The following is a 19484-nucleotide window of genomic DNA, read 5'->3' as shown; positions in this document are numbered from 1 at the left end:
CGCGACATTACCAGCGCCCGGCCCGTTCGCCAAATTCTTTTTATGACGATCCGACGACACCTCGCCGCAAACCCGGCCATGCACACAGCGCCTGCATTTTTCCCAAAAAAACCATTTGCATCTCGCCGCCTTTTGTTTATAAGCCCGCCTCACAGGCGCCGGCCAAGCCGGTATCGCCCCTGCTGGGGAATAGTTCAACGGTAGAACGACGGACTCTGACTCCGTTAATCTTGGTTCGAATCCAGGTTCCCCAGCCAATTCTCCCTTTCTCAGTAAAATCGGCTGCCTGGAAGACATCCGGCAGATGTTTAGTGCCGGGATCGTGCACATCGTCATTCCGGGCTTTCTCGTGATCGCGCCGTCTGCGCACCGCCGAACGGCAGCCTGCTGCGATCCCACCAGTGGCGGAGCAGGCCTTGCCGCCATCCTGGCGATAGATTTACGGCGGGACCTGCGCGCGACGCTCGTCAACGAACTCGGCTACAACCGGCACGGCCGGCGTCGCTTTGTAGCGGATGGAGGCCGGGCGCCTCTTGCCAGCGGTTTTTCCGGCTGGCACGTTGCTTTTGTCTGATTCCCATCTGCGTGGAGGAAAGCCCATGGCGCACAAGTTCGAGATCTACAAGGACAAGGCCGGCGAGTTTCGCGTCCGCTTCAAGTACAACAGCGAAGTGATGTTCTCCACGGAAGGCTATTCCAGCAAGGCCAGCGCGCAGAACGCCATCGATTCGATCAAGAAGAACGGCCCCGGCGCGCCCGTCGAGGACAACACGACCGCGCAGGCCTGACCGGTCCCATTCCTTGCGAAGGCCCGCCGGTTCCGCCGGCGGGCCTTCCGCATGTCAGAAGGTCGGCGGGGTGCAGGCGCTGATGACCTCGCAGGGCACCGGGCCGACGCAGCGGAAGCGGTGCGGGCGGCGGCTTTCGAAATAATAGGCGTCCCCCGGGCCGAGGATGCGCCGCTCGTCGTCCACCGTCACCTCCAGCCGGCCGGAGAGCACGATGCCGCCCTCCTCGCCATCGTGCACCAGCAGCACCTTGCCCGTGTCGGCACCCGGCTGGTAGCACTCCTTGAGGATTTGCAGGCTGCGGCCGAAGGTGTTCTCGCCGATCTGGCGGAACGAGATCGGACCCTTGCCGATCTCCACAAGCTCGTCCGCCCGGTAGAAGGCCTTTTTCGGGCGCTCCGGCTCGAAGGCGAAGAATTCCGCAAGACCGATCGGGATGCCGTCGAGGATGCGCTTCAGCGCGCCGACCGACGGGTTGGAGGCGTTCGATTCGATCAGCGAGATCGTCGAATTGGTGACGCCGGCGCGCTTGGCAAGTTCCCGCTGGGAGAGATTATGGGCCATGCGCAGATGGCGCAGCCTGCCCCCGATATCGACCGACATGGCCATTTCCTGTTCTAGATGTTCGAAATATCGAAAACCGGCTTCTCCGTATCCTTTATTTTCAATCAGTTGACGTCAAGAAGAAAAGGACTTGTTCGGCATCGCAAATCATGGCGTCAATCCCGCCAGCCAGAGGAGATCTGCCATGAACGCTCACAACAAGCCCAATGCACCGGTGCTCGACAGCTACTGGATGCCCTTTACCGCCAACCGCCAGTTCAAGGCCGCGCCGCGCCTGCTCGCCGCCGCCGAAGGCATGTATTACACCAGCGCGGACGGCCGCCAGGTGCTCGACGGCACCGCGGGCCTGTGGTGCGTCAATGCCGGCCACGGCCGCCGGCAGATCGCCGCGGCGGTCGAGCGCCAGCTCACCGAGATGGATTTCGCGCCCTCCTTCCAGATGGGCCATGCGGTCGCCTTCGATTTCGCCGAGCGGCTGGCCGAGATCGCCCCCGGCCCCGACGGCGCCAAGCTCGACCGCGTCTTCTACACCGGCTCCGGCTCGGAATCGGTCGATACCGCGCTGAAGATCGCCATTGCCTACCAGCGCGCCATCGGCCAGGGCACGCGCACGCGCCTTATCGGCCGCGAGCGCGGCTATCACGGCGTCGGCTTCGGCGGCATTTCGGTCGGCGGCATTCTCAACAACCGCCGCGTCTTCCCGCAGCTTCCCGGCTCCGACCACCTGCGCCACACCCATGACCTTGCGAAGAACGCCTATGTGAAGGGCCAGCCGGAGCACGGCGCCGAGCTTGCCGACGACCTGGAGCGGCTGGTGGCGCTGCACGGCGCGGAAACCATCGCCGCCTGCATCGTCGAGCCGGTCGCCGGCTCCACCGGCGTGCTGATCCCGCCGAAGGGCTATCTCGAAAAGCTGCGCGCGACCTGCGACAGGCACGGCATCCTGCTGATCTTCGACGAGGTCATCACCGGCTTCGGGCGCCTCGGCGCGGCCTTCGCCACCGACTATTTCGGCGTGACGCCCGACATCGTGACCACCGCCAAGGGCCTCACCAACGGCGCCATCCCGATGGGCGCGGTCTTCGCCAGCCGCAAGGTGCACGACGCACTGATGCACGGGCCGGAAAACGCCATCGAGCTCTTCCACGGCTACACCTATTCCGGCCATCCGGTGGCCTGCGCCGCCGGCATCGCGACGCTCGACATCTACCGCGACGAAGGCCTCTTCACCCGCGGCGCGGCGCTGCAGGACGACTGGCATGCCGCGATGCATTCGCTGAAGGGCCTGCCGCACATCATCGACATCCGCACGATCGGCCTCATCGCCGGCATCGAGCTTGCCCCGCGCGACGGCGCACCGGGCGCGCGGGCCTATGACGTCTTCGTCGATTGCTTCGAGAAGGGCCTCCTGATCCGCGTCACCGGCGACATCATCGCCTTCTCGCCGCCGCTGATCGCCGAGAAGAAGCATTTCGAGGATATCGTCTCGATCCTCGGCGACGCGCTGAAGCGCGCCGCCTGAATTCGGGCCTTGCCGGAAGCGGCTTGGCACTGCACATCGCGGAAAACGCTGTTATATCTGGGCCCGTATCCATACGGGCCCAGTTTCATGTCAGCATCCGCCAAGACCGAACCGAAACTCATCTTCCGTCTCCAGTTCGAGCCGGAGGGCAGGATCGGGCGCGGCAAGATCCAGCTTCTCGCGTATATCCGGGAGACCGGCTCGATCTCGGCCGGCGGGCGGGCGATGGACATGTCCTATCGCCGGGCCTGGCTGCTGGTCGACGAGATGAACCGGCTGTTCCGCACGCCGGTAGTGGAATCGCAGCGCGGCGGCAAACAGGGCGGCGGCGCCGTCGTGACGCCCTTCGGCGAGGCGCTGATCGCCCACTACCATGCCATGGAAGGAAAGGCGCGCGCGGCGCTGGCCGAGGATATCGGCTGGATCGTCGAAAACCTTGCCGATTGAGACCTATTCCAGCGCCACCGTCTTGATGACGGCATGCACCGGCAGGCCCGGTGCAAGGCCGAGGCGCTCGACGGAAAGCGCGGTGATGCGGGCGCGCACGACATCGCCGCCGCAGGCGATGCGCAGGCTCGCCATGCCCTCGCCGTCGGGCTCGATCGCCTCGACGGCGCCTTCCAGGATGTTGAGCGCGCTGAGGCCTTCCGGGCGCACCGTCGCGATCATGACGTCGCGGGCGGGGATGCGCAGCCGCACCGTTTCGCCCGGCGAGACGGCCGCATCCGGCACGAGGATCGTCGCGCCGCCCACAAGGCGGATGTTGGCGAGGCCGTGCGCGGCATCGCGCGCCTCGACGCGGCCGGCAAGGACGCTGCCGGCCTCGCGGCGTTCGGCGGCGGAGGAGAGGCGCGGGCCACCCAGCACGTCCGATGCCGCGCCGATCGCCTCGATGCGCCCGTCCGCCATCAGCACGACCCGGTCGGCAAGGCGCGCGACCTCGGCCACCGAATGGCTGACATAGACGATGGGAATGCCGACCTCGTCGCGCAGGCGCTCCAGATAGGGCAGGATCTCCGCCTTGCGCTCCTCGTCGAGCGCGGCGAGCGGCTCGTCCATCAGCAGCAGGCGCGGCGAGGCGAGCAGCGCGCGGCCGATGGCGACACGCTGCTTCTCGCCGCCGGAAAGGTTGGCCGGCTGGCGATCGAGCAGGCCGGCAATGCCGAGCAGGTCGACCACGCGGTCCGGATTTTCCGTGCGCGCGCCCTTCGGCGAGAACCAGCGGCCGTAGTTGAGGTTCTGCCGCACGGTGAGGTGCGGGAAGAGGCGGGCTTCCTGGAAGACATAGCCGAAGCGCCGCCGGTGGGCCGGCACGAAGACGCGGCGGGCGGTATCGACCAGCACCTCGTCGCCGAGCAGGACGCGGCCTTCCGCCGGGCGCGTCAGGCCGGCGATGATGCGGACCAGCGAGGTCTTTCCCGAGCCGGACCGGCCGAACAGGGCGGTGACCCCCCTATCCGAGGTGAAGGCGGCCTCCAGCGAAAAATCGCCGAGCCGGTGGCGGGCTTCGACGACAAGGCTCATTCGAGATGCACCTTGCGGCCGAGGCGCTGGGCGAGCACCTCGGAGGCGATGAGCGCGACCATGGAGATGGCGATGGCGACGAGGGTGAGGCGCATCGCACCGGCATCGCCGCCCGGCACCTGGGTGAAGGTGTAGATGGCGGCCGACAGCGTCTGCGTCTCGCCGGGAATGTTGGAGACGAAGGTGATGGTGGCGCCGAACTCGCCCATCGCCTTGGCGAAGGCGAGGATCATGCCGGCGAGCACGCCGGGCATGATGAGCGGCAGGGTGACGGTGAGGAAGACCCAGACGGGGCTTGCGCCAAGCGTACCGGCCGCCTCCTCCAGCTTGCGGTCGACGGCCTCGATGGAGAGGCGGATCGAGCGCACCATCAGCGGAAAGCCCATGACGCCGCAGGCGAGCGCCGCGCCGGTCCAGCGGAAGGAGAGCACGATGCCGAACCATTCATCCAGCACCGAACCGATGGGGCCGCGCCGGCCGAACAGGATGAGCAGCAGGAAGCCGGTGACGACGGGCGGCAGGATCAGCGGCAGGTGCACGAGGCCGTTCAGCAGCGACTTGCCCCAGAAGCGGCCCCGCGCCAGCGCCAGTGCGGCGAGGATGCCGAGCGGCAGGCTGACGAGGACCGCGACCGCCGAGACCCGAAGGCTGAGCCGGATCGCCGTCCATTCCTCGTTGCTCAAGGCAAGCCAGTCCACGCGTGTTCCTTTGAAAGGCGAAAACCCCGGGGCATCGAGACCGGGGCTGACAAGCCCGATGACCTCTCTTTCGTCATGGTCGGGCTTGACCCGACCATCCACGCCACATGCGCCACCGTCATCCTCGGGTCAAGCCTGAGGATGACGGCGCGGGTGGGAGAGGCTTACCTTACTTCAGGATGGTGAAGCCCTGCTCGGTGAAGAAGGGCGCGGCCTTGTCGGATTTCAGGAAGTCGAGATAGGCGGCAGACGCGGCGCTCTCAGATTCCGTGAGGATGGCGGCCGGGTAGATGATCGGCGGATGGCTGTCTTCCGGGAAGGTGCCGACGACGGCGACGCCCGGATCGGCCGCGGCATCCGTCTGGTAGACGATGCCGTAGGGCGCCTCGCCGCGCGAGACGAGGGCGAGCGCGGCGCGCACGCTCTCGGCACCGGCGACCTTGCCTTCGACCGAGGACCAGACGCCGAGCTTTTCGAGCGCCGCCTTGCCGTACTTGCCGGCCGGCACGCTGTCGACCGCGCCCATGGCGAGCTTGCCGTCACCGACAAGGCCGGCGAGGTCGAAACCGTCCTTGATCTCGACGGTGGAGGCCTTGTCCTTCGGCGCGACCAGCACGATGCGGTTGCCGAGAAGGTTGGAGCGGGTGTCGTCCTTGATCAGCTTCTTCTCGGCGACATAGTCCATCCAGGCAAGGTCGGCCGAGATGAAGAGATCGGCGGGAGCGGCCGCCTCGATCTGCTTGGCGAGCGCCGAGCTTGCGGCATAGGAGACCGTCGTCTCGTTGCCGGTTTCCTTCGACCAGGCGGCATTCGCCGCATCGAGCGCGTTCTTCAGGCTTGCGGCGGCAAAGACGGTGACCTTCTCGGCGGCCACCGCCGGCAGGGCGAGCGGCAGCGACGCGAAGGCGGCGACGACGAGTTTCAGAAGCAGACGACGGTTCATTCCTGTTCTCCCTTTTCCTGCCTGAAGGCAGCGTGATATCCTCTTGAATATATCGGCACTTGCGGCTTTGCCAGCGCTATATTTTCAAAAATACAGGGAAACAGACGATGGCCATTCGCGTGGAATGAGCGGGGCGGTGACGCCGGGCCGAACGCGGCCCTGAAACGACCGGTACCCACACAGATCCTGGGGAAAACGGCGGCGCCCCAAAAGGCGCTTGCAGACCGGCAGAGCGGGGTATCGATGATCCTAGAACAGCGCGTCGTCGAAGAGGTCCTCGTCGCTTTGCGCAGCCACAGCTGTCGGAGGCGCCTCCAGGACTGTGCCGAAGACGCGGGCATGCACCTCGCGCTCGGAGACCATCGTATAGGTACGCGCGATCCGGCTGCCGACGTCGGCCATCGCCTCCTCAAGGCCCGACATATCCGGCAGGTCGCGGCCGACGAGTTCGCCCGCGCTGGCGGAGCAATCGGCCAGCACGTCGCCGAGCTCGGCGTTGAAATCGAGGTCGGCGACCGTCCGGCCCGCCTTGGCGGAGACATCCGTGCCGCAGGCGCGTAGGGCCGCCATGTCCTCCTCCATGCGGTCGCCCGCCCGGCGGATATGCTCCAGCGCCTCGGCAAGATGCGCATCGAGCGAACCGCCGGCGGCGGTGCCCGCCTCGCGCAGCTTGCCGGCATCCTCTTCGAGCGACTGCAGGGCGATAAGGATACGCTCCGCCGTCTCGTCGAGCTGGCTGGAGAACAGGCGCAGTTCCGCCGTCACCACATTGATCGCCCGCCCCTCTTCGCCGAGCTTGCTGCAGCGCAGGTTGGTGTTGAGCGCCATGTAATGGATGTCGGTGCGCACGAGCTGGATCGTCTTCACGCCCTTCAGGAGACCCTGCACGGTCTCGACGGTGCTTGCACCCAGGACGTTGGCCTTGTCGGCCGCCTGCTCGATATCGCAGACGACGGCACGGGCGGCGGCGATGTCGGCCTCCAGGGTTCGCATGGCGCGGTCGGCGGAGCGGCCGTCGGCGGCGTCCATGTCACCGTAGAGCGCCATCAGGCCATCGATATCGGCCCCGAAGCTGCGGATCGTGCCGACCACCGTCCTGCATTCACGTGCGAAATCGCGGGTGGTCTCGACGAGCTGGCCGTGCACGAGATGACGGACCAGCGCCGTCAGGCGGCCGGCGGCCTCCACGTCGAGCGTTCCGGCCGCAAGATACTCGTTGAGGAAGGTGAAGGCGGACTGGCAATGCTCGATGCGCTGGCGGGTGATGTCGCCGATCTGCATGGCCGACAGCGTCGTGGCGACCTTGCCCTGCACGCCGCGCGCCGCCGCACCCACCTTGGCGGCAAGCTGCGAGAGGTGGCGGCGCTGCGCCGTCAGGTCCGCGGCATTGCGCGAGAGATTGCCCGCAATGTCGGGCACGGAACGGCGGAAGCGCTCCAGCGCCTCCCCGCCCCCGGCCGAGGCGGTGCCGATGACGGCACCGAGCGTGCCGATCTTCGCGCCGAGCGCATTGACCTCGCCGGTGCCGAACTGGATGCGCTCGAGGATTTCTTCCGCAAAGCCGGCGAAATCGGGAATGGCGGCGCCGGTGATCTTGGCGGTCGTGGCGAAGGTGCGCAGGTAGCGCAGCGTCTCCTGCATGTCGGCGATATGGGCGCCGAGCGTTTTTTCCGTGACGGCGACATGGGCAAGACGCTGCTGGCGCTGCTCCTCGATGCCGGGCAGCGCGGTCAGCTGATCGACGGTGGCGACGAGCCGGCCGATCGTCGCCTCCGCCACCTCGTCGCCGAGCGAGCCGGAAAGGTTCTCCAGCGAGGCGACCAGCCGGTTGAGCACGTCCAGCACCGAAAGCAGTACGACGCCGCCATCGAGGAACCGCTGCTCGATGCGGGAACGGGCCCCTTCGAGGCGGGAGACAAGCTCCACCTCCGCCGTCTGCCGCTCCACGCGCACTGCGCCCGCTATTCCTGACACGCCATACCCCATCTGCAAGAACCCGTAACCCAACCCTAGGGCCAACAATGTAACGCGCAGTAAATTCGCTCTTCCTCATGTAATGAAATTCCGCAAAACCAGGGCGATTCCGGCGCCACCACCCGTGGCTGCAGACATCCCTAGAATTAGGGATTTATAAATAATATCACTTATATCTAATTATATAAATTAATGTTTGCATACAATCGCTTAGTCCTATTCCCTGTCGCAGGGTGAGGCAGTGTATCGACGGTGGCCGAACTACCGGTGGATGAAATTAGCAACCGCGCTTTACTCTTCATTAAGCGTGACTGGCGATTCTGGCGCGGGAAATACTCTCTCTCGAAACGATTATCGAGGCCTCCATGTCGTCGACCCTGTCCGGTGACGCGTCGTTAACCTTACCTGCGACGCTCACCATCAAGACTATATTGTCCGTTCAAGAGTTGATCTTGGATTTTCTGAACAAGAATCCTGCCATTGTACTGGATATCGACGAGGCGGCGCAGGTCGACCTCAGCTTTGTCCAGCTTGTCACGGCAGCCCGCAAACAGGCCGAGGCCAGGGCCGGGCGCGTTCTACTTGCCCGGCCCGCCTCCGGCGACCTTTACGACGTGCTGGAACGCGGCGGCTTTCTCGACGGGATGACACCCGACGCCGCGCATTTCTGGCTGCACCAGGAGAAGAATTGATGACCGCGAAGATCTTGACCGTCGACGATTCCGCCAGCATCCGGCTGACGACGCGCGTCACCCTCAGCAATGCCGGCTACAGCGTGACCGAGGCGGTCGACGGCCTCGACGGCCTCAACAAGCTGAAGGGCGGCGAATACGACCTCGTCGTCACCGACCTCAACATGCCGAACATGGACGGCCTGACGATGATCCGCGAGCTGCGCAAGCTGCCCGCCCATACCGGCGTTCCGGTCATCTTCCTCACCACCGAATCCGACGGCGAACTGAAGGCGCAGGCGAAAGCCGCCGGCGCCACCGGCTGGCTGACAAAGCCGTTCGATCCGGAAAGCCTCGTCAAGATCGCCAGGAAGGTCCTCGGAAAATGACGAACCCGGACCCGATCTCCGTCTTCCGGACAGAAGCGGCCGAACTGCTGGAGCAGATCGAGTCCGGCCTCCTCGACCTCACCCGCAGCCTCGACGACCGCGACCGGATCGATGCGGTCTTCCGGGGCCTGCACACATTGAAGGGGTCGGGCGCGATGTTCGGCTTCGACGCGCTCGCCGCCTTCACCCACCATTGCGAGACCGCCTTCGACCGGGTGCGCAAGGGCGACGTGCCCGCCACGCACGAACTGGTCTCGGCGGTTCTTTCCGCGCAGGACCACATGCGTGCGCTGCTCGAAACGCCGAACGGCGACCATGACGCGATGAGCGCCGCGCTGCTCGACGGCCTGCACCGGGCGGTCAACGGCGCGGGCTCTCCTGTCCCGGCCGCCGTTGCGGCTGCGCCGGTTGCCGAGGCGGCCGGCGGCCTCAGCGAATGGCGCATCCGCTTCAGCCTGCCGGTGAATGCCATGGCGAACGGCACCAATCCGCTCGGCCTGCTCGACGAGATGCGCGACCTCGGCGAATGCCGGATCGTCGCCGATACGGCGAAGGTGCCGGAGCTTTCCGCGCTGGAGCCGCGCGACATCCATATCAGCTGGGACGTGACGCTGAAGACCGAGCGGCCGCGCGCCGATATCGAGGACGTCTTCATCTTCGTCATGGACGACATGGAGCTCGAAATCACCGAGGTCGCCGTCGAACGACCCGCCGCCGAAGCGAAGCCCGCCGAGACACCGATCGCCAGGGCCGTGGTCGTTGCCGAGCGGGACGCCCCGGCGGCGCAGGCGGCCAATGATTCCAAACAGGCGAAATCCGCGGAGAACGTGCGCGTGCCGGCCGAACGGCTCGACGAGATGATGGACCGCGTCGGCGAGCTCGTCATCGCCCAGTCGCGCCTCACCCAACTCGCCGGCACGGCGGCCGATCTCGGCCTGCGCTCGGTCTCCGAAGAAATCGAACGTCTCTCGGGCGAGCTGCGCGACACGATGATGGTGCTGCGCATGATGCCGGTCGCGAGCCTCTTCAGCCGTTTCCGCCGCCTCGTGCACGATCTATCGCGCGAGACCGGCAAGGAGATCGAGCTCATCACCGAGGGCGAGAGCACGGAGGTCGACAAGACGGTCATCGACCGGCTCGCCGATCCGCTCGTGCATCTCGTGCGCAATTCCATCGATCATGGCCTCGAAAAGCCGGAAGAGCGCATCGCCGCCGGCAAGGATGCGAAGGGCCGGGTCATCCTCTCGGCGCATCAGACGGGCGGCGAGGTGATCATCACCATCAAGGACGACGGGCGCGGCATCAACCGCGAGCGGGTGCGCGCCAAGGCGGAAGCGTCGGGCATCATCCAGCCGGGCGCGACGCTCTCCGACCAGGACCTGCTCCAGCTGATCTTCCAGCCGGGTTTCTCGACCGCCCAGGCGGTGACGAACCTGTCCGGCCGCGGCGTCGGCATGGACGTGGTCAAGAAGACGGTGGAGGCGCTGCGCGGCACGATCGACATTGCCAGCAAGCCGGGCGAAGGCTCGGTCGTGGCGCTGCGCATCCCGCTGACCCTCGCCATCATCGAGGGCCTGCTCGTACGCGTCGGCCAGGGCTGCTACGTCATCCCGCTCTCGGCGGTGGAAGAGTGCCTGGAACTCTCGCTCGAAGACGACCTGCGCTCGCGGGGGCGCAGCTTCATCTCGCTGCGCGACAGCCTGGTGCCGTTCCTGCGCCTGCGCGAACTGTTCCGCACCGGCACGCCGCCCGACCCGTACCAGAAGGTCGTCGTCATCTCGACGGGATCGGAACGCGTCGGCCTCGTCGTCGACCAGATCATCGGCGACCACCAGACGGTCATCAAATCCATGTCCAAGCTGCACCATGACGTCGATACGTTCTCCGGCGCGACCATCCTCGGCGATGGCAGCGTCGCGCTGATCCTCGACGTCACCCATCTGGTCGCGGCCGGACAGCAGCAGGAGGCGCAATTGCGGGCGGCAGGATGAGCGAAGCGGCACGAAAACGCGACTACGACGCGATCTGGGGCGCGGAGGAGGACCTCTCCGTTCTCACCTTCAACCTCAACGGCGAGACCTTCGCGATAGAGGCGATCGTCGTGCAGGAAATCCTCGACCTTCTGCCGGAGACCCGTGTGCCCGGCAGCAAGCCCTTCGTTTCCAGCGTCATCAACTTCCGCGGCAAGGTGATCCCGCTCGCCGATATCCGCCTCGCCTTCGGCATGGACGCGACGGAAACCACCATCGACAGCCGCATCGTCGTCATCGAGCTCGACCTCGGCGACGAGCCGACCCTGATCGGCATCCGCACCGACAAGGTCAACGAAGTCACCACGCTTCCCAAGGTCGCCAGCGAACCGCCGCCCAGCGTCGGCATGCGCTGGCGCGCCGACTATATCAGCTGCCTCGTCAAGCGGGGCGGCGAGTTCATCATCGTCCCGAACCTCACCGCGATCTTTTCCTCCCGGAAAGAGCGCGCGGCGCAAGCGCCGAATTAGGCCATCTGGAGAGACCCATGCGCTTTACCATCAAACTGAAACTGTTCTTGGCCTTCGGCTTCATCATGGCCATGCTGGCGGGCACCGCTGGCTATGGCATCGTGAGCCTGGGCGGCCTCAATGCGACGCTCGGCGACGTGCTCACCGGGCCGGCCACGCGGCTGCGCCTTGCCCAGGAACTGAACGTCCTGCAGCTCCAGCAGATCCGCCAACAGAAAAACATGCTCTCGGCGACCAGCAATGCCGAGACCAACAAATATATCGCGCTGAGCGACAAGGCCCGCGCGGATTTCGACGCGGCCTTCGAGCAGGTGCTGGCGAAAGCAACGGAACAGGGCAAGGTCCTCTGGTCCAAGCTCCAGGGCCTCTCCACCGAATTCCGCCGCGAGGACGACCGGGTCCGCAGCCTGATGCTCGCCGGCGACAGCGCCGGGGCACTGCGCGTTTCCACGGCGGATGCCCGCACGGTGACGAACGAGATCGACGCCCTGCTCGATGAGGTGGTCACGCTCGAACAGACCCGCCTTCAGGAAGCGGACGACAATGCCGAAGCGCAATATGCCGACACGCGCACGATCATGATCGCCGCCGCCTCCATTGCCTTCCTGATCGCCGGCCTCGCCGCCGTCTGGATCGTGCTGTCGATCAACCGCGGCATTTCCCGCGCCGTCGGCGTGGTGCAGAATGTTGCCGACGGCGACCTCACCCGCTTTGCCGACATCACCACCAGGGACGAGATCGGCGACCTGCTCGGCCACGTCAACACGATGATCGAGCGCCTGCGCGGCGTCGTCGCGGACGCCCTTTCGGCCTCCGACAACGTCTCCTCCGGCAGCCAGGAACTGTCTGCCAGCTCCGAAACCCTCTCGCAGGGCGCGACGGAACAGGCGTCTTCCGCCGAAGAGGCCTCCGCCTCGATGGAGGAGATGGCCTCCAACATCAAGCAGAACGCCGACAACGCCGCCCAGACGGAAAAGATCGCCCGCCAGTCTTCCAAGGATGCGGAAGCCTCCGGCCAGGCCGTCGGCCGCGCCGTCACCGCGATGCGCACCATTGCGGAGAAGATCTCCATCGTGCAGGAAATCGCCCGCCAGACCGACCTTCTCGCCCTCAACGCCGCCGTCGAGGCTGCGCGTGCCGGCGAGCACGGCAAGGGCTTTGCCGTCGTCGCCTCGGAAGTGCGCAAGCTCGCCGAGCGCAGCCAGGCGGCCGCGGCCGAAATCAGCGCGCTCTCGGGCGAAACGGTCTCCGTCGCCACGGAAGCCGGCGAGATGCTGAATCGGCTGGTGCCCGATATCCGCAAGACCGCCGAACTGGTCTCGGAGATCTCCGCCGCCTGCCGCGAGCAGGACATCGGCGCCTCGCAGATCAACGAGGCGATCCAGCAGCTCGACAAGGTGACCCAGCAGAATGCCGGCGCCTCGGAGGAAATGTCGGCGACCTCGGAAGAGCTGGCCGCCCAGGCGGAAGAGCTCCAGGCTTCCATCGCCTTCTTCCGCGTCGAGAATTCGGCCCGCAAGGAACCGAACCATGCCGAGAAGCTGCGCGCGACCGCGGCGAAGATGGCCGCTCCCGTCACCGCCAAGCGTCCGGCCGCTTCCCCGGCCTACCGCCCGGCCCCGACGGCAACCAAGGCGACTCGCAACGGTAACGGCTTTGCCCTCGACATGTCGATGGGCGGTCCGGATGCCGACGACGCGGACTTCCGCGAAAGCGCCTGAACGAAGGATCGCGGTGCATCCGGCAACGGATGCGCCGCCCAATCGGCCCGGCGCGTGTAGGCGCCGGCGAAAGGGTCGCCTGCGGCCCGCGAAAGGGTGAGTGTATCGGTCTTCTCGCATGACGGGCCCCGGCTTCCGGCGCCCCGCCCAAACGGCATCTGCTACCAAAGGAGCCCCAAGATGCGCGCAACCATCAAACTGAAGCTGGCGGCCGCCTTCGGTGTCATCATCCTGATGATGGCCGGCACGTCCGTTTACGCCATTCTGAGCCTGTCCTCGCTGAACCAGGCGATCTCAGACCTGATCGCCGGTCCCGCCGCACGCCTCGAGGCCGCACAGAACCTCGCCAGTTACCAGCTCCGCCTGGCGCGGGCGCAGATGAACCTCGCGACCGCCACCAATCCCCGCGACATCGCCGCCGCTGTCGAGGCCGGCGACCGCTATCGCAAGGGCTTCGAGGAAACCCTCGACACGCTGGTCGGGCTGTCGACCGATCCGGCCGCCCTCCAGCAATGGCAGGCCATCGGCGACAGGGAAAAGCAGCTCATCCGCATCGACGACCAGGTCCGCGCGCTCGCCGGCGCCGGCAATTCGGCCGAGGCGATCCGCCTTGCGACGACCGAGAGCCGCCGCCTGATGGACGCGATCGAAGAGACGATCGACGCCCGCATCGAAAACAACAAGGCGCTGCTGGTGACGGCGGAAGAGGACGCCGACGCGCAATATGCCCATACGCGCAACCTGATCGTGACGATCGCCGGCGCCGCGCTGCTGCTCGCCATCGGCGCCGCCGTCTGGCTCGCGCTCGGCATCAACAGCGGCCTGAAGAAGATCAAGACTGTCGCGGAGGCCGTCGCGGTTGGCGATCTCGACCAGACGGTCGAGATCAAGACGAACGACGAGATCAAGGACCTGGTCGACACGATCAACGTGATGACGGGCAACCTGCGCAAAACGGCCGCCATCGCCGACCAGATCGCCAATGGCGACCTGACCGTGACGCCAAAACCGCTCTCCGGCAAGGACACGCTCGGCCTGTCGCTGGAAAGCATGGTGGAGCGCCTGCGCGGCGTCGTCGCCGATGCGCTTTCGGCCGCCGACAATGTCTCCTCCGGCAGCCAGGAACTGTCGGCAAGCTCGGAACAGCTGTCGCAGGGCGCGACGGAACAGGCCTCCTCCGCCGAAGAGGCCTCCGCCTCGATGGAGGAGATGGCCTCCAACATCAAGCAGAACGCCGACAACGCCGCCCAGACGGAAAAGATCGCCCGCCAGTCCGCCAAGGATGCCGAGTCGTCGGGCGAGGCCGTCGGCCGCGCGGTCGGCGCCATGCGCACCATCGCGGAGAAAATCTCCATCGTACAGGAAATCGCCCGCCAGACCGACCTTCTCGCCCTCAACGCCGCCGTCGAAGCGGCCCGTGCCGGCGAGCATGGCAAGGGCTTTGCCGTCGTCGCCTCGGAAGTGCGCAAGCTCGCCGAGCGCAGCCAGGCGGCCGCCGCCGAGATCAGCACGCTGTCCGGCCAGACCGTCTCCGTCGCGACGGAAGCCGGCGAGATGCTGAACCGGCTGGTGCCCGATATCCGCAAGACCGCGGAACTGGTCTCGGAGATTTCCGCCGCCTGCCGCGAGCAGGATATCGGCGCCGCGCAGATCAACGAGGCGATCCAGCAGCTCGACAAGGTGACCCAGCAGAATGCCGGCGCCTCGGAGGAAATGTCCGGCACCTCGGAAGAGCTTGCCGCCCAGGCCGAGGAATTGCAGACCTCGATCGCCTTCTTCCGCGTCGATCGTGCGTCGAGTGCCCCGGTCGTCCAGCAGCGCCGCCCGGCACCGGTCTCGCGCCCGGTCGTCAAGGCGGCCGCCGCGCCGCTTCGCAAGTCCGACAACAGCGTCAACGGCCAGCAGGCCCGCGCCCGCGGCTTTGCCCTCGACATGTCGATGGGCGGCCCGGATGCGGACGACGCCGATTTCAGGGAAAGCGCTTGATCATGGCCGGTCCGTCCTCCGAATCCCAGTTCGTCACCTTCAGCCTCGACAACGAGGTCTTTGCGGTGCCCGTCTCGGTCGTCCGGGAAATCCTCGACCACGAGGATGCCTTCAAGATCCCGCACGGGCCGGAATACCTGCTCGGTCTCAGGGACGTGCGCGGCCAGGGTGTGCCGGTCATCGACCTGCGTCTTCGCCTCGGCATGACGAGGACCGAGAAGACGCCGCACACGCGCGCCCTGGTGCTCGACGTGCCGATCGGCGAGAAGACCCTCACCCTCGGCCTCGTCGCCGACCGGGTCTTCGAGGTTATCCCCTTCCGCGACGACGAAATCGAGGGCGCGCCCGATATCGGCGTGCGCTGGCCGTCCGACTACATTGCCGGCGTCGTGCGCCGCAACGGCGGCTTCGTCGTCATCGTCGACCTCGCGCGCCTGTTCTCCGGCGCCGAGGTGGCGATGATGGGCTCGGCGGGTCGCCTTGCCGCGACGGCATAGTTTCGGGAGGACCGGCGTGGGAGCTGCATTGCGGATACAAGGGGCGGAAGACGGGCTGAGCAGCCGGAACTTCGAGGCCCTGTCGCGCTACATCTACGACTATAGCGGCATCAAGATGCCGATCACGAAGCTGACGATGCTGGAGGGCCGGCTGCGCCGTCGCCTGCGGGCGACCGGTATTACCAGCTTCAACGACTATTGCGACTATCTCTTCAAGCATGGCGGCATCGAGAAGGAGGCGATCTTCCTCATCGACGCCGTGACGACGAACAAGACCGACTTCTTCCGCGAGCCGAAGCATTTCGACCACATGGCCGCGACCGGCCTGCCGGAAATGGTGGCGGCCGGCCACAAGCGGCTGCGGCTGTGGAGCGCCGCCTGCTCCATCGGCGCCGAGCCCTATACGATGGCGATGGTGATGCAGGATTTCGTCGATGCGAATTCCGGCCTCGACTACCGCATCCTCGCCACCGACCTTTCGACCGATGTGCTTGCCGCCGCCCGGCGCGGCGTCTATCCGCGCGACATGATCCAGCCCGTGCCGGCGGAGATGCAGCGCCGCTACGTCATGGTCTCGCGCGATGCCGGGCGCGGCGAGGTGCGCATCCATCCGCGCCTGCGCTCGACGATCGGCTTTGCCCGCATGAACCTCATGGACAGCGCCTACAGGGTGGGCGAGCCGATGCACATGATCTTCTGCCGCAACGTGCTGATCTATTTCGACAAGCCGACGCAGGCCAAGGTGCTGTCACGGCTCTGCGACTGCCTCGTGCCCGGCGGCTTCCTCTATGTGGGCCATTCCGAAACGGTGACCGGCATTTCGCTGCCGGTGCGCCAGGTCGCCAACACGGTTTTCAAGAAGATCTGATGGTCCCTCCCGGCAAGAAGATCCGCGTACTCATCATCGACGACTCGGCGAGCGTGCGCCAGGCGCTGACCCATGTCCTGGAGCAGGACCCGGAAATCGAGGTGATGGGCGCGGCCTCCGACCCCTTCATGGCGGCCAGGAAGATCCAGGAGGAAATCCCCGACGTCATCACGCTCGACGTGGAGATGCCGCGCATGGACGGCATCACCTTCCTGCGCAAGATCATGGCGCAGAAGCCCATCCCCGTCGTCATGTGCTCCTCGCTGACCGAGGAGGGCTCGGAGACGCTGATGCAGGCGCTGGAAGCCGGCGCCGTCGACATCATCCTGAAGCCGAAGATCGGCGCGGCCGACCATCTCGCCGAATCCGGCACCCGCATCCGCGAGGCCGTCAAGGGCGCCGCGGTCGCCCGCCTCGGCCAGAACCGGCGCACGGCGGCGGCAAGCGGGCCGACCGCAAAGCTCACCGCCGATGCCGTGTTGCCCCCGCCCTCCGGTCGCGCCATGGCCAAGACGACCGAGATGGTCGCCTGCATCGGCGCCTCGACCGGCGGCACGGAGGCGCTGCGCGTGCTGCTGGAACAGCTGCCGGCCAATTCGCCCGGCATCGTCATCGTGCAGCACATGCCGGAAAAGTTCACCGCGGCCTTCGCCAGGCGCCTCGACAGCCTGTGCGAGGTGGCGGTGAAGGAAGCCGTGCATGGCGATCCCGTCCTGCGCGGCCATGTGCTGATCGCGCCCGGCGACCGCCACATGATGCTGGAGCGGCAGGGTGCGCGCTACCATGTCGCCGTGCGCGAAGGCCCCCTCGTCTCGCGCCACCGGCCGTCCGTCGACGTGCTCTTCCGCTCCGCCGCCCGTTCGGCCGGGGCGAATGCCATGGGCGTCATCCTGACGGGCATGGGCGACGACGGCGCGCGCGGCATGAACGAGATGCACCAGGCCGGCGCCCATACGGTGGCGCAGGACGAGGCGAGCTCCGTCGTCTTCGGCATGCCGAAGGAGGCGATCGCCCATGGCGGCGTCGACAGGATCCTGCCGCTCGACCAGATCGCCCGCGAGATCCTCGCCGCCGACCGGCGGAGATGAAAACGCCACGGTTTTCGCGTGTTTTCACCGGCCATTAACCATGATCGGCGAGGATGACGCAGCACCATGCGAGGGTGCTTTGCGAGCGATGACCGGCTCAAGAACCGCTCCGGGGAGCCCCATGCCCGTCATCACCTTCGCCAACACCAAGGGCGGCGCCGGCAAGACCACCGCCGTCTTGCTGCTTGCGACCGAGCTTGCCCGCCTCGGCTTCCGCGTCTCGGTGCTCGACGCCGACCCGCAGCACTGGATCACCCGCTGGCACGAGAATTCCGAGGGCGTGCTCGGCAACCGCCTTTGCGTGGTGCCCTATGTCACCATGGGCACGATCGACCGGCAGCTGGCCGACGAAAAGGCGCGCGCCGATTTCGTGCTGATCGACCTGCCGGGTTCGCGCAGTTCGCTGCTCGCCAAGGCCATCGGCCACTCCGACTACGTGCTCATCCCCGTGCAGGGTTCCGCCATGGACGCACAGGGCGGCGCGAATGTCATCGAACTCCTGCAATATCTGGAAGACAAGGCCGATATCCGCATCCGCCATTCCGTCGTGCTCACCCGCGTCAACTCCATGGTGACGACGCGCGCCATGCATGCGGTCAAGGACCTGCTCGCCGCCCGCCGCGTGCACCTCCTGCAGACGCCGATCATCGAACGCTCGGCGTTCCGCGATATCTTCGGCTGCGGCGGCACGCTCTATACGATGGACGGCCGGCGCGTCAGCAATCTGGACAAGGCGCAGGAGAATGCGAGGGCGCTTGCGCTGGAAGTGCTCCAGCAGATCCCAGCAGCCCTGCGCCCGACCGGGGCGGAGAGGCTGAGCAACGTCGCCTGAGGCTTTGCTCTTTCTTGCAGGGGCCGCGGATCGCGCGGCCTTTTTCATAAGGAAGAAAACAGGGGTCCAGAAATGGAAAAACCTGCCGCGGGAGGAGGTGCGGCAGGCTTTCCGATAGAACCGAATGGCGACTGGGAGGAGGAGTGCCGCCATTCCCGCAGTCGGCCCTGGGAGGAGGAGTGGGCCTTCTGCAATTATCGAAGCTTCGTGGGAGGAGGTACGTTGCTTCGATAAGTATGACTATAGCTGATTCTTGATTATTTGATAGGCATCGTTTTGCAAGGCAGCTATGCGTTATGCGCGTAGCGTATGTCTCAATATCGCCAGGCCGCCGGCTCGCGCCGGATTCTCTTCGCACATGCAAAAACACCCGCCGGAGGCGGGTGTCTTCGAATTCTGCCGGTTGGCGGCGTGTCGCTCAGAAGCCGACGGCCGCGCGCGCGACGGCCTTGATCTCCGAACGCTCGATGCCGAGATCGCGCAGTTCGCGGGCGGTCATGCGGTCGAGTTCGTTGACGGTCTGACGGTACTTGCGCCAATTGCTGAAGGAACGTGCCATGTTCATGATGATCCCCTTTCCGGAGGCTCTCTGTTCGGCACCGGTCCGTGGCGCCGCGTCTTTCGATGACCGTCTTATAGGCTTATGTTGCAATGCGGAACAGCGCTAAGCTGGCACATCACCCATGCAAACGGCGCATGGGTCTGGTCATCTTCTGTTAAGGTTGCATGCGGCTCAGAGGGCGAATGCGAGGCTGTTTTCTGCAAAAAATACGATTTTTTGGCGTGAGCCACGGCAAAACCGGCCGAAAGAGGCCCATTTCGCTGTCCGGGGCGTCGAAAATGCCTATCCTTGCCATTCCCGGTCCTTTGCAAATCTCCACAGCAAAAGCGCTTCGCACTTTTGCCGGACTTGCTCTAA

Annotated in this window: 20 protein-coding genes and 1 tRNA gene; 15 read left to right on the top strand and 6 right to left on the bottom strand. The window is 66.0% G+C overall.

Features of this window, described 5'->3' with window-relative positions:
* The first annotated feature begins 183 nt into the window (after nt 1-183).
* The 3 genes from AABQ55_RS07260 (at nt 184) to AABQ55_RS07250 (ending at nt 788) form a co-directional block, all read left to right on the top strand.
* A tRNA-Gln gene (locus tag AABQ55_RS07260) sits at nt 184-257 on the top strand.
* A gap of 47 nt (nt 258-304) precedes the next feature.
* Nucleotides 305-574 carry a hypothetical protein gene (locus tag AABQ55_RS07255; RefSeq protein WP_272804549.1) on the top strand — a complete coding sequence of 90 codons (270 nt, stop codon included), beginning with the start codon at nt 305-307 and terminating at the stop codon, nt 572-574.
* A gap of 25 nt (nt 575-599) precedes the next feature.
* The gene (locus tag AABQ55_RS07250; protein ID WP_244767963.1) at nt 600-788 is read left to right on the top strand and encodes a YegP family protein; all 189 of its coding nucleotides are present in this window, start codon (nt 600-602) and stop codon (nt 786-788) included.
* Nucleotides 789-842: 54 nt separating this feature from the next.
* On the opposite strand, the gene AABQ55_RS07245 is transcribed toward AABQ55_RS07250, so the two are convergent.
* Nucleotides 843-1391 (bottom strand): cupin domain-containing protein, encoded by a 549-nt coding sequence (locus tag AABQ55_RS07245; protein ID WP_064328967.1) that lies wholly within the window; start codon nt 1389-1391, stop codon nt 843-845.
* 145 nt (nt 1392-1536) lie between these two features.
* On the opposite strand from AABQ55_RS07245, the gene AABQ55_RS07240 reads away from it, so the two are divergent.
* Both AABQ55_RS07240 and AABQ55_RS07235 read left to right on the top strand, forming a co-directional pair.
* Nucleotides 1537-2874, top strand: coding sequence for an aspartate aminotransferase family protein (locus tag AABQ55_RS07240; RefSeq protein ID WP_272804548.1), 1338 nt, complete (start codon nt 1537-1539; stop codon nt 2872-2874).
* Nucleotides 2875-2961: 87 nt separating this feature from the next.
* On the top strand, nt 2962-3321 hold the full coding sequence (locus AABQ55_RS07235) for a winged helix-turn-helix domain-containing protein (protein WP_272804547.1): 360 nt from the start codon (nt 2962-2964) through the stop codon (nt 3319-3321).
* Nucleotides 3322-3324: 3 nt separating this feature from the next.
* On the opposite strand, the gene modC is transcribed toward AABQ55_RS07235, so the two are convergent.
* From modC to AABQ55_RS07215, 4 genes are all read right to left on the bottom strand, one after another.
* Nucleotides 3325-4398 carry a molybdenum ABC transporter ATP-binding protein gene (gene modC / locus AABQ55_RS07230; protein ID WP_272804546.1) on the bottom strand — a complete coding sequence of 358 codons (1074 nt, stop codon included), beginning with the start codon at nt 4396-4398 and terminating at the stop codon, nt 3325-3327.
* A complete protein-coding gene (gene modB, locus AABQ55_RS07225) occupies nt 4395-5096 on the bottom strand; it encodes a molybdate ABC transporter permease subunit (protein WP_272804545.1) in 702 nt (233 codons plus the stop codon). Before modB ends, modC begins: the two co-directional genes overlap by 4 nt.
* Before the next feature lie 169 nt (nt 5097-5265).
* Nucleotides 5266-6039, bottom strand: coding sequence for a molybdate ABC transporter substrate-binding protein (gene modA / locus AABQ55_RS07220; RefSeq protein ID WP_272804544.1), 774 nt, complete (start codon nt 6037-6039; stop codon nt 5266-5268).
* Nucleotides 6040-6288: 249 nt separating this feature from the next.
* A complete protein-coding gene (locus tag AABQ55_RS07215) occupies nt 6289-8013 on the bottom strand; it encodes a chemotaxis protein (RefSeq protein ID WP_272804543.1) in 1725 nt (574 codons plus the stop codon).
* 365 nt (nt 8014-8378) lie between these two features.
* Here AABQ55_RS07215 and AABQ55_RS07210 point away from each other — a divergent pair, with 365 nt between their 5' ends.
* The 10 genes from AABQ55_RS07210 (at nt 8379) to AABQ55_RS07165 (ending at nt 18565) form a co-directional block, all read left to right on the top strand.
* Entirely contained in the window at nt 8379-8705 is a 327-nt protein-coding gene (locus tag AABQ55_RS07210) for an STAS domain-containing protein (protein ID WP_272804542.1), read from the top strand.
* Nucleotides 8705-9073, top strand: coding sequence for a response regulator (locus AABQ55_RS07205; protein WP_244767971.1), 369 nt, complete (start codon nt 8705-8707; stop codon nt 9071-9073). Before AABQ55_RS07210 ends, AABQ55_RS07205 begins: the two co-directional genes overlap by 1 nt.
* Complete coding sequence (locus AABQ55_RS07200; protein ID WP_272804541.1) at nt 9070-11064, top strand: chemotaxis protein CheA; 1995 nt, start codon at nt 9070-9072, stop codon at nt 11062-11064. The genes AABQ55_RS07205 and AABQ55_RS07200 overlap by 4 nt, the downstream gene beginning before the upstream one ends.
* Nucleotides 11061-11573, top strand: a complete 513-nt coding sequence (locus AABQ55_RS07195; protein ID WP_272804540.1) for a chemotaxis protein CheW — start codon at nt 11061-11063, stop codon at nt 11571-11573. The genes AABQ55_RS07200 and AABQ55_RS07195 overlap by 4 nt, the downstream gene beginning before the upstream one ends.
* Before the next feature lie 17 nt (nt 11574-11590).
* Nucleotides 11591-13294, top strand: a complete 1704-nt coding sequence (locus AABQ55_RS07190) for a methyl-accepting chemotaxis protein (RefSeq protein ID WP_272804539.1) — start codon at nt 11591-11593, stop codon at nt 13292-13294.
* Nucleotides 13295-13474: 180 nt separating this feature from the next.
* Nucleotides 13475-15280: a methyl-accepting chemotaxis protein gene (locus AABQ55_RS07185; protein WP_272804538.1), complete on the top strand. Its 1806-nt coding sequence runs from the start codon at nt 13475-13477 to the stop codon at nt 15278-15280.
* 2 nt (nt 15281-15282) lie between these two features.
* Nucleotides 15283-15777, top strand: a complete 495-nt coding sequence (locus tag AABQ55_RS07180; protein WP_244767976.1) for a chemotaxis protein CheW — start codon at nt 15283-15285, stop codon at nt 15775-15777.
* Nucleotides 15778-15793: 16 nt separating this feature from the next.
* Nucleotides 15794-16645 carry a CheR family methyltransferase gene (locus AABQ55_RS07175; protein WP_272804537.1) on the top strand — a complete coding sequence of 284 codons (852 nt, stop codon included), beginning with the start codon at nt 15794-15796 and terminating at the stop codon, nt 16643-16645.
* Nucleotides 16645-17733 (top strand): protein-glutamate methylesterase/protein-glutamine glutaminase, encoded by a 1089-nt coding sequence (locus AABQ55_RS07170; RefSeq protein ID WP_244767977.1) that lies wholly within the window; start codon nt 16645-16647, stop codon nt 17731-17733. Before AABQ55_RS07175 ends, AABQ55_RS07170 begins: the two co-directional genes overlap by 1 nt.
* A gap of 121 nt (nt 17734-17854) precedes the next feature.
* Entirely contained in the window at nt 17855-18565 is a 711-nt protein-coding gene (locus AABQ55_RS07165; protein ID WP_272804536.1) for a ParA family protein, read from the top strand.
* Between the two features lie 418 nt (nt 18566-18983).
* On the opposite strand, the gene AABQ55_RS07160 is transcribed toward AABQ55_RS07165, so the two are convergent.
* Nucleotides 18984-19130, bottom strand: coding sequence for a DUF1127 domain-containing protein (locus tag AABQ55_RS07160; protein ID WP_244767979.1), 147 nt, complete (start codon nt 19128-19130; stop codon nt 18984-18986).
* Nucleotides 19131-19484 lie beyond the last annotated feature (354 nt).

The sequence above is a fragment of the Shinella sp. WSD5-1 genome (genome assembly GCF_963942435.1).
Taxonomy (GTDB): domain Bacteria; phylum Pseudomonadota; class Alphaproteobacteria; order Rhizobiales; family Rhizobiaceae; genus Shinella; species Shinella yambaruensis.
Note: the sequence above shows the minus strand (reverse complement) of the source record. Positions and strands in the feature narration are given on the sequence as shown.

What these genes read in the sequence shown, in the direction of transcription:
- AABQ55_RS07255 (WP_272804549.1), top strand. Translation starts at nt 305, where the DNA reads ATGTTTAGTGCCGGGATCGTGCACATCGTCATTCCGGGCTTTCTCGTG.
- AABQ55_RS07250 (WP_244767963.1), top strand. Translation starts at nt 600, where the DNA reads ATGGCGCACAAGTTCGAGATCTACAAGGACAAGGCCGGCGAGTTTCGC.
- AABQ55_RS07245 (WP_064328967.1), bottom strand. Translation starts at nt 1,391, where the DNA reads ATGTCGGTCGATATCGGGGGCAGGCTGCGCCATCTGCGCATGGCCCAT.
- AABQ55_RS07240 (WP_272804548.1), top strand. Translation starts at nt 1,537, where the DNA reads ATGAACGCTCACAACAAGCCCAATGCACCGGTGCTCGACAGCTACTGG.
- AABQ55_RS07235 (WP_272804547.1), top strand. Translation starts at nt 2,962, where the DNA reads ATGTCAGCATCCGCCAAGACCGAACCGAAACTCATCTTCCGTCTCCAG.
- modC (WP_272804546.1), bottom strand. Translation starts at nt 4,398, where the DNA reads ATGAGCCTTGTCGTCGAAGCCCGCCACCGGCTCGGCGATTTTTCGCTG.
- modA (WP_272804544.1), bottom strand. Translation starts at nt 6,039, where the DNA reads ATGAACCGTCGTCTGCTTCTGAAACTCGTCGTCGCCGCCTTCGCGTCG.
- AABQ55_RS07210 (WP_272804542.1), top strand. Translation starts at nt 8,379, where the DNA reads ATGTCGTCGACCCTGTCCGGTGACGCGTCGTTAACCTTACCTGCGACG.
- AABQ55_RS07205 (WP_244767971.1), top strand. Translation starts at nt 8,705, where the DNA reads ATGACCGCGAAGATCTTGACCGTCGACGATTCCGCCAGCATCCGGCTG.
- AABQ55_RS07200 (WP_272804541.1), top strand. Translation starts at nt 9,070, where the DNA reads ATGACGAACCCGGACCCGATCTCCGTCTTCCGGACAGAAGCGGCCGAA.
- AABQ55_RS07195 (WP_272804540.1), top strand. Translation starts at nt 11,061, where the DNA reads ATGAGCGAAGCGGCACGAAAACGCGACTACGACGCGATCTGGGGCGCG.
- AABQ55_RS07190 (WP_272804539.1), top strand. Translation starts at nt 11,591, where the DNA reads ATGCGCTTTACCATCAAACTGAAACTGTTCTTGGCCTTCGGCTTCATC.
- AABQ55_RS07185 (WP_272804538.1), top strand. Translation starts at nt 13,475, where the DNA reads ATGCGCGCAACCATCAAACTGAAGCTGGCGGCCGCCTTCGGTGTCATC.
- AABQ55_RS07180 (WP_244767976.1), top strand. Translation starts at nt 15,283, where the DNA reads ATGGCCGGTCCGTCCTCCGAATCCCAGTTCGTCACCTTCAGCCTCGAC.
- AABQ55_RS07170 (WP_244767977.1), top strand. Translation starts at nt 16,645, where the DNA reads ATGGTCCCTCCCGGCAAGAAGATCCGCGTACTCATCATCGACGACTCG.
- AABQ55_RS07165 (WP_272804536.1), top strand. Translation starts at nt 17,855, where the DNA reads ATGCCCGTCATCACCTTCGCCAACACCAAGGGCGGCGCCGGCAAGACC.
- AABQ55_RS07160 (WP_244767979.1), bottom strand. Translation starts at nt 19,130, where the DNA reads ATGAACATGGCACGTTCCTTCAGCAATTGGCGCAAGTACCGTCAGACC.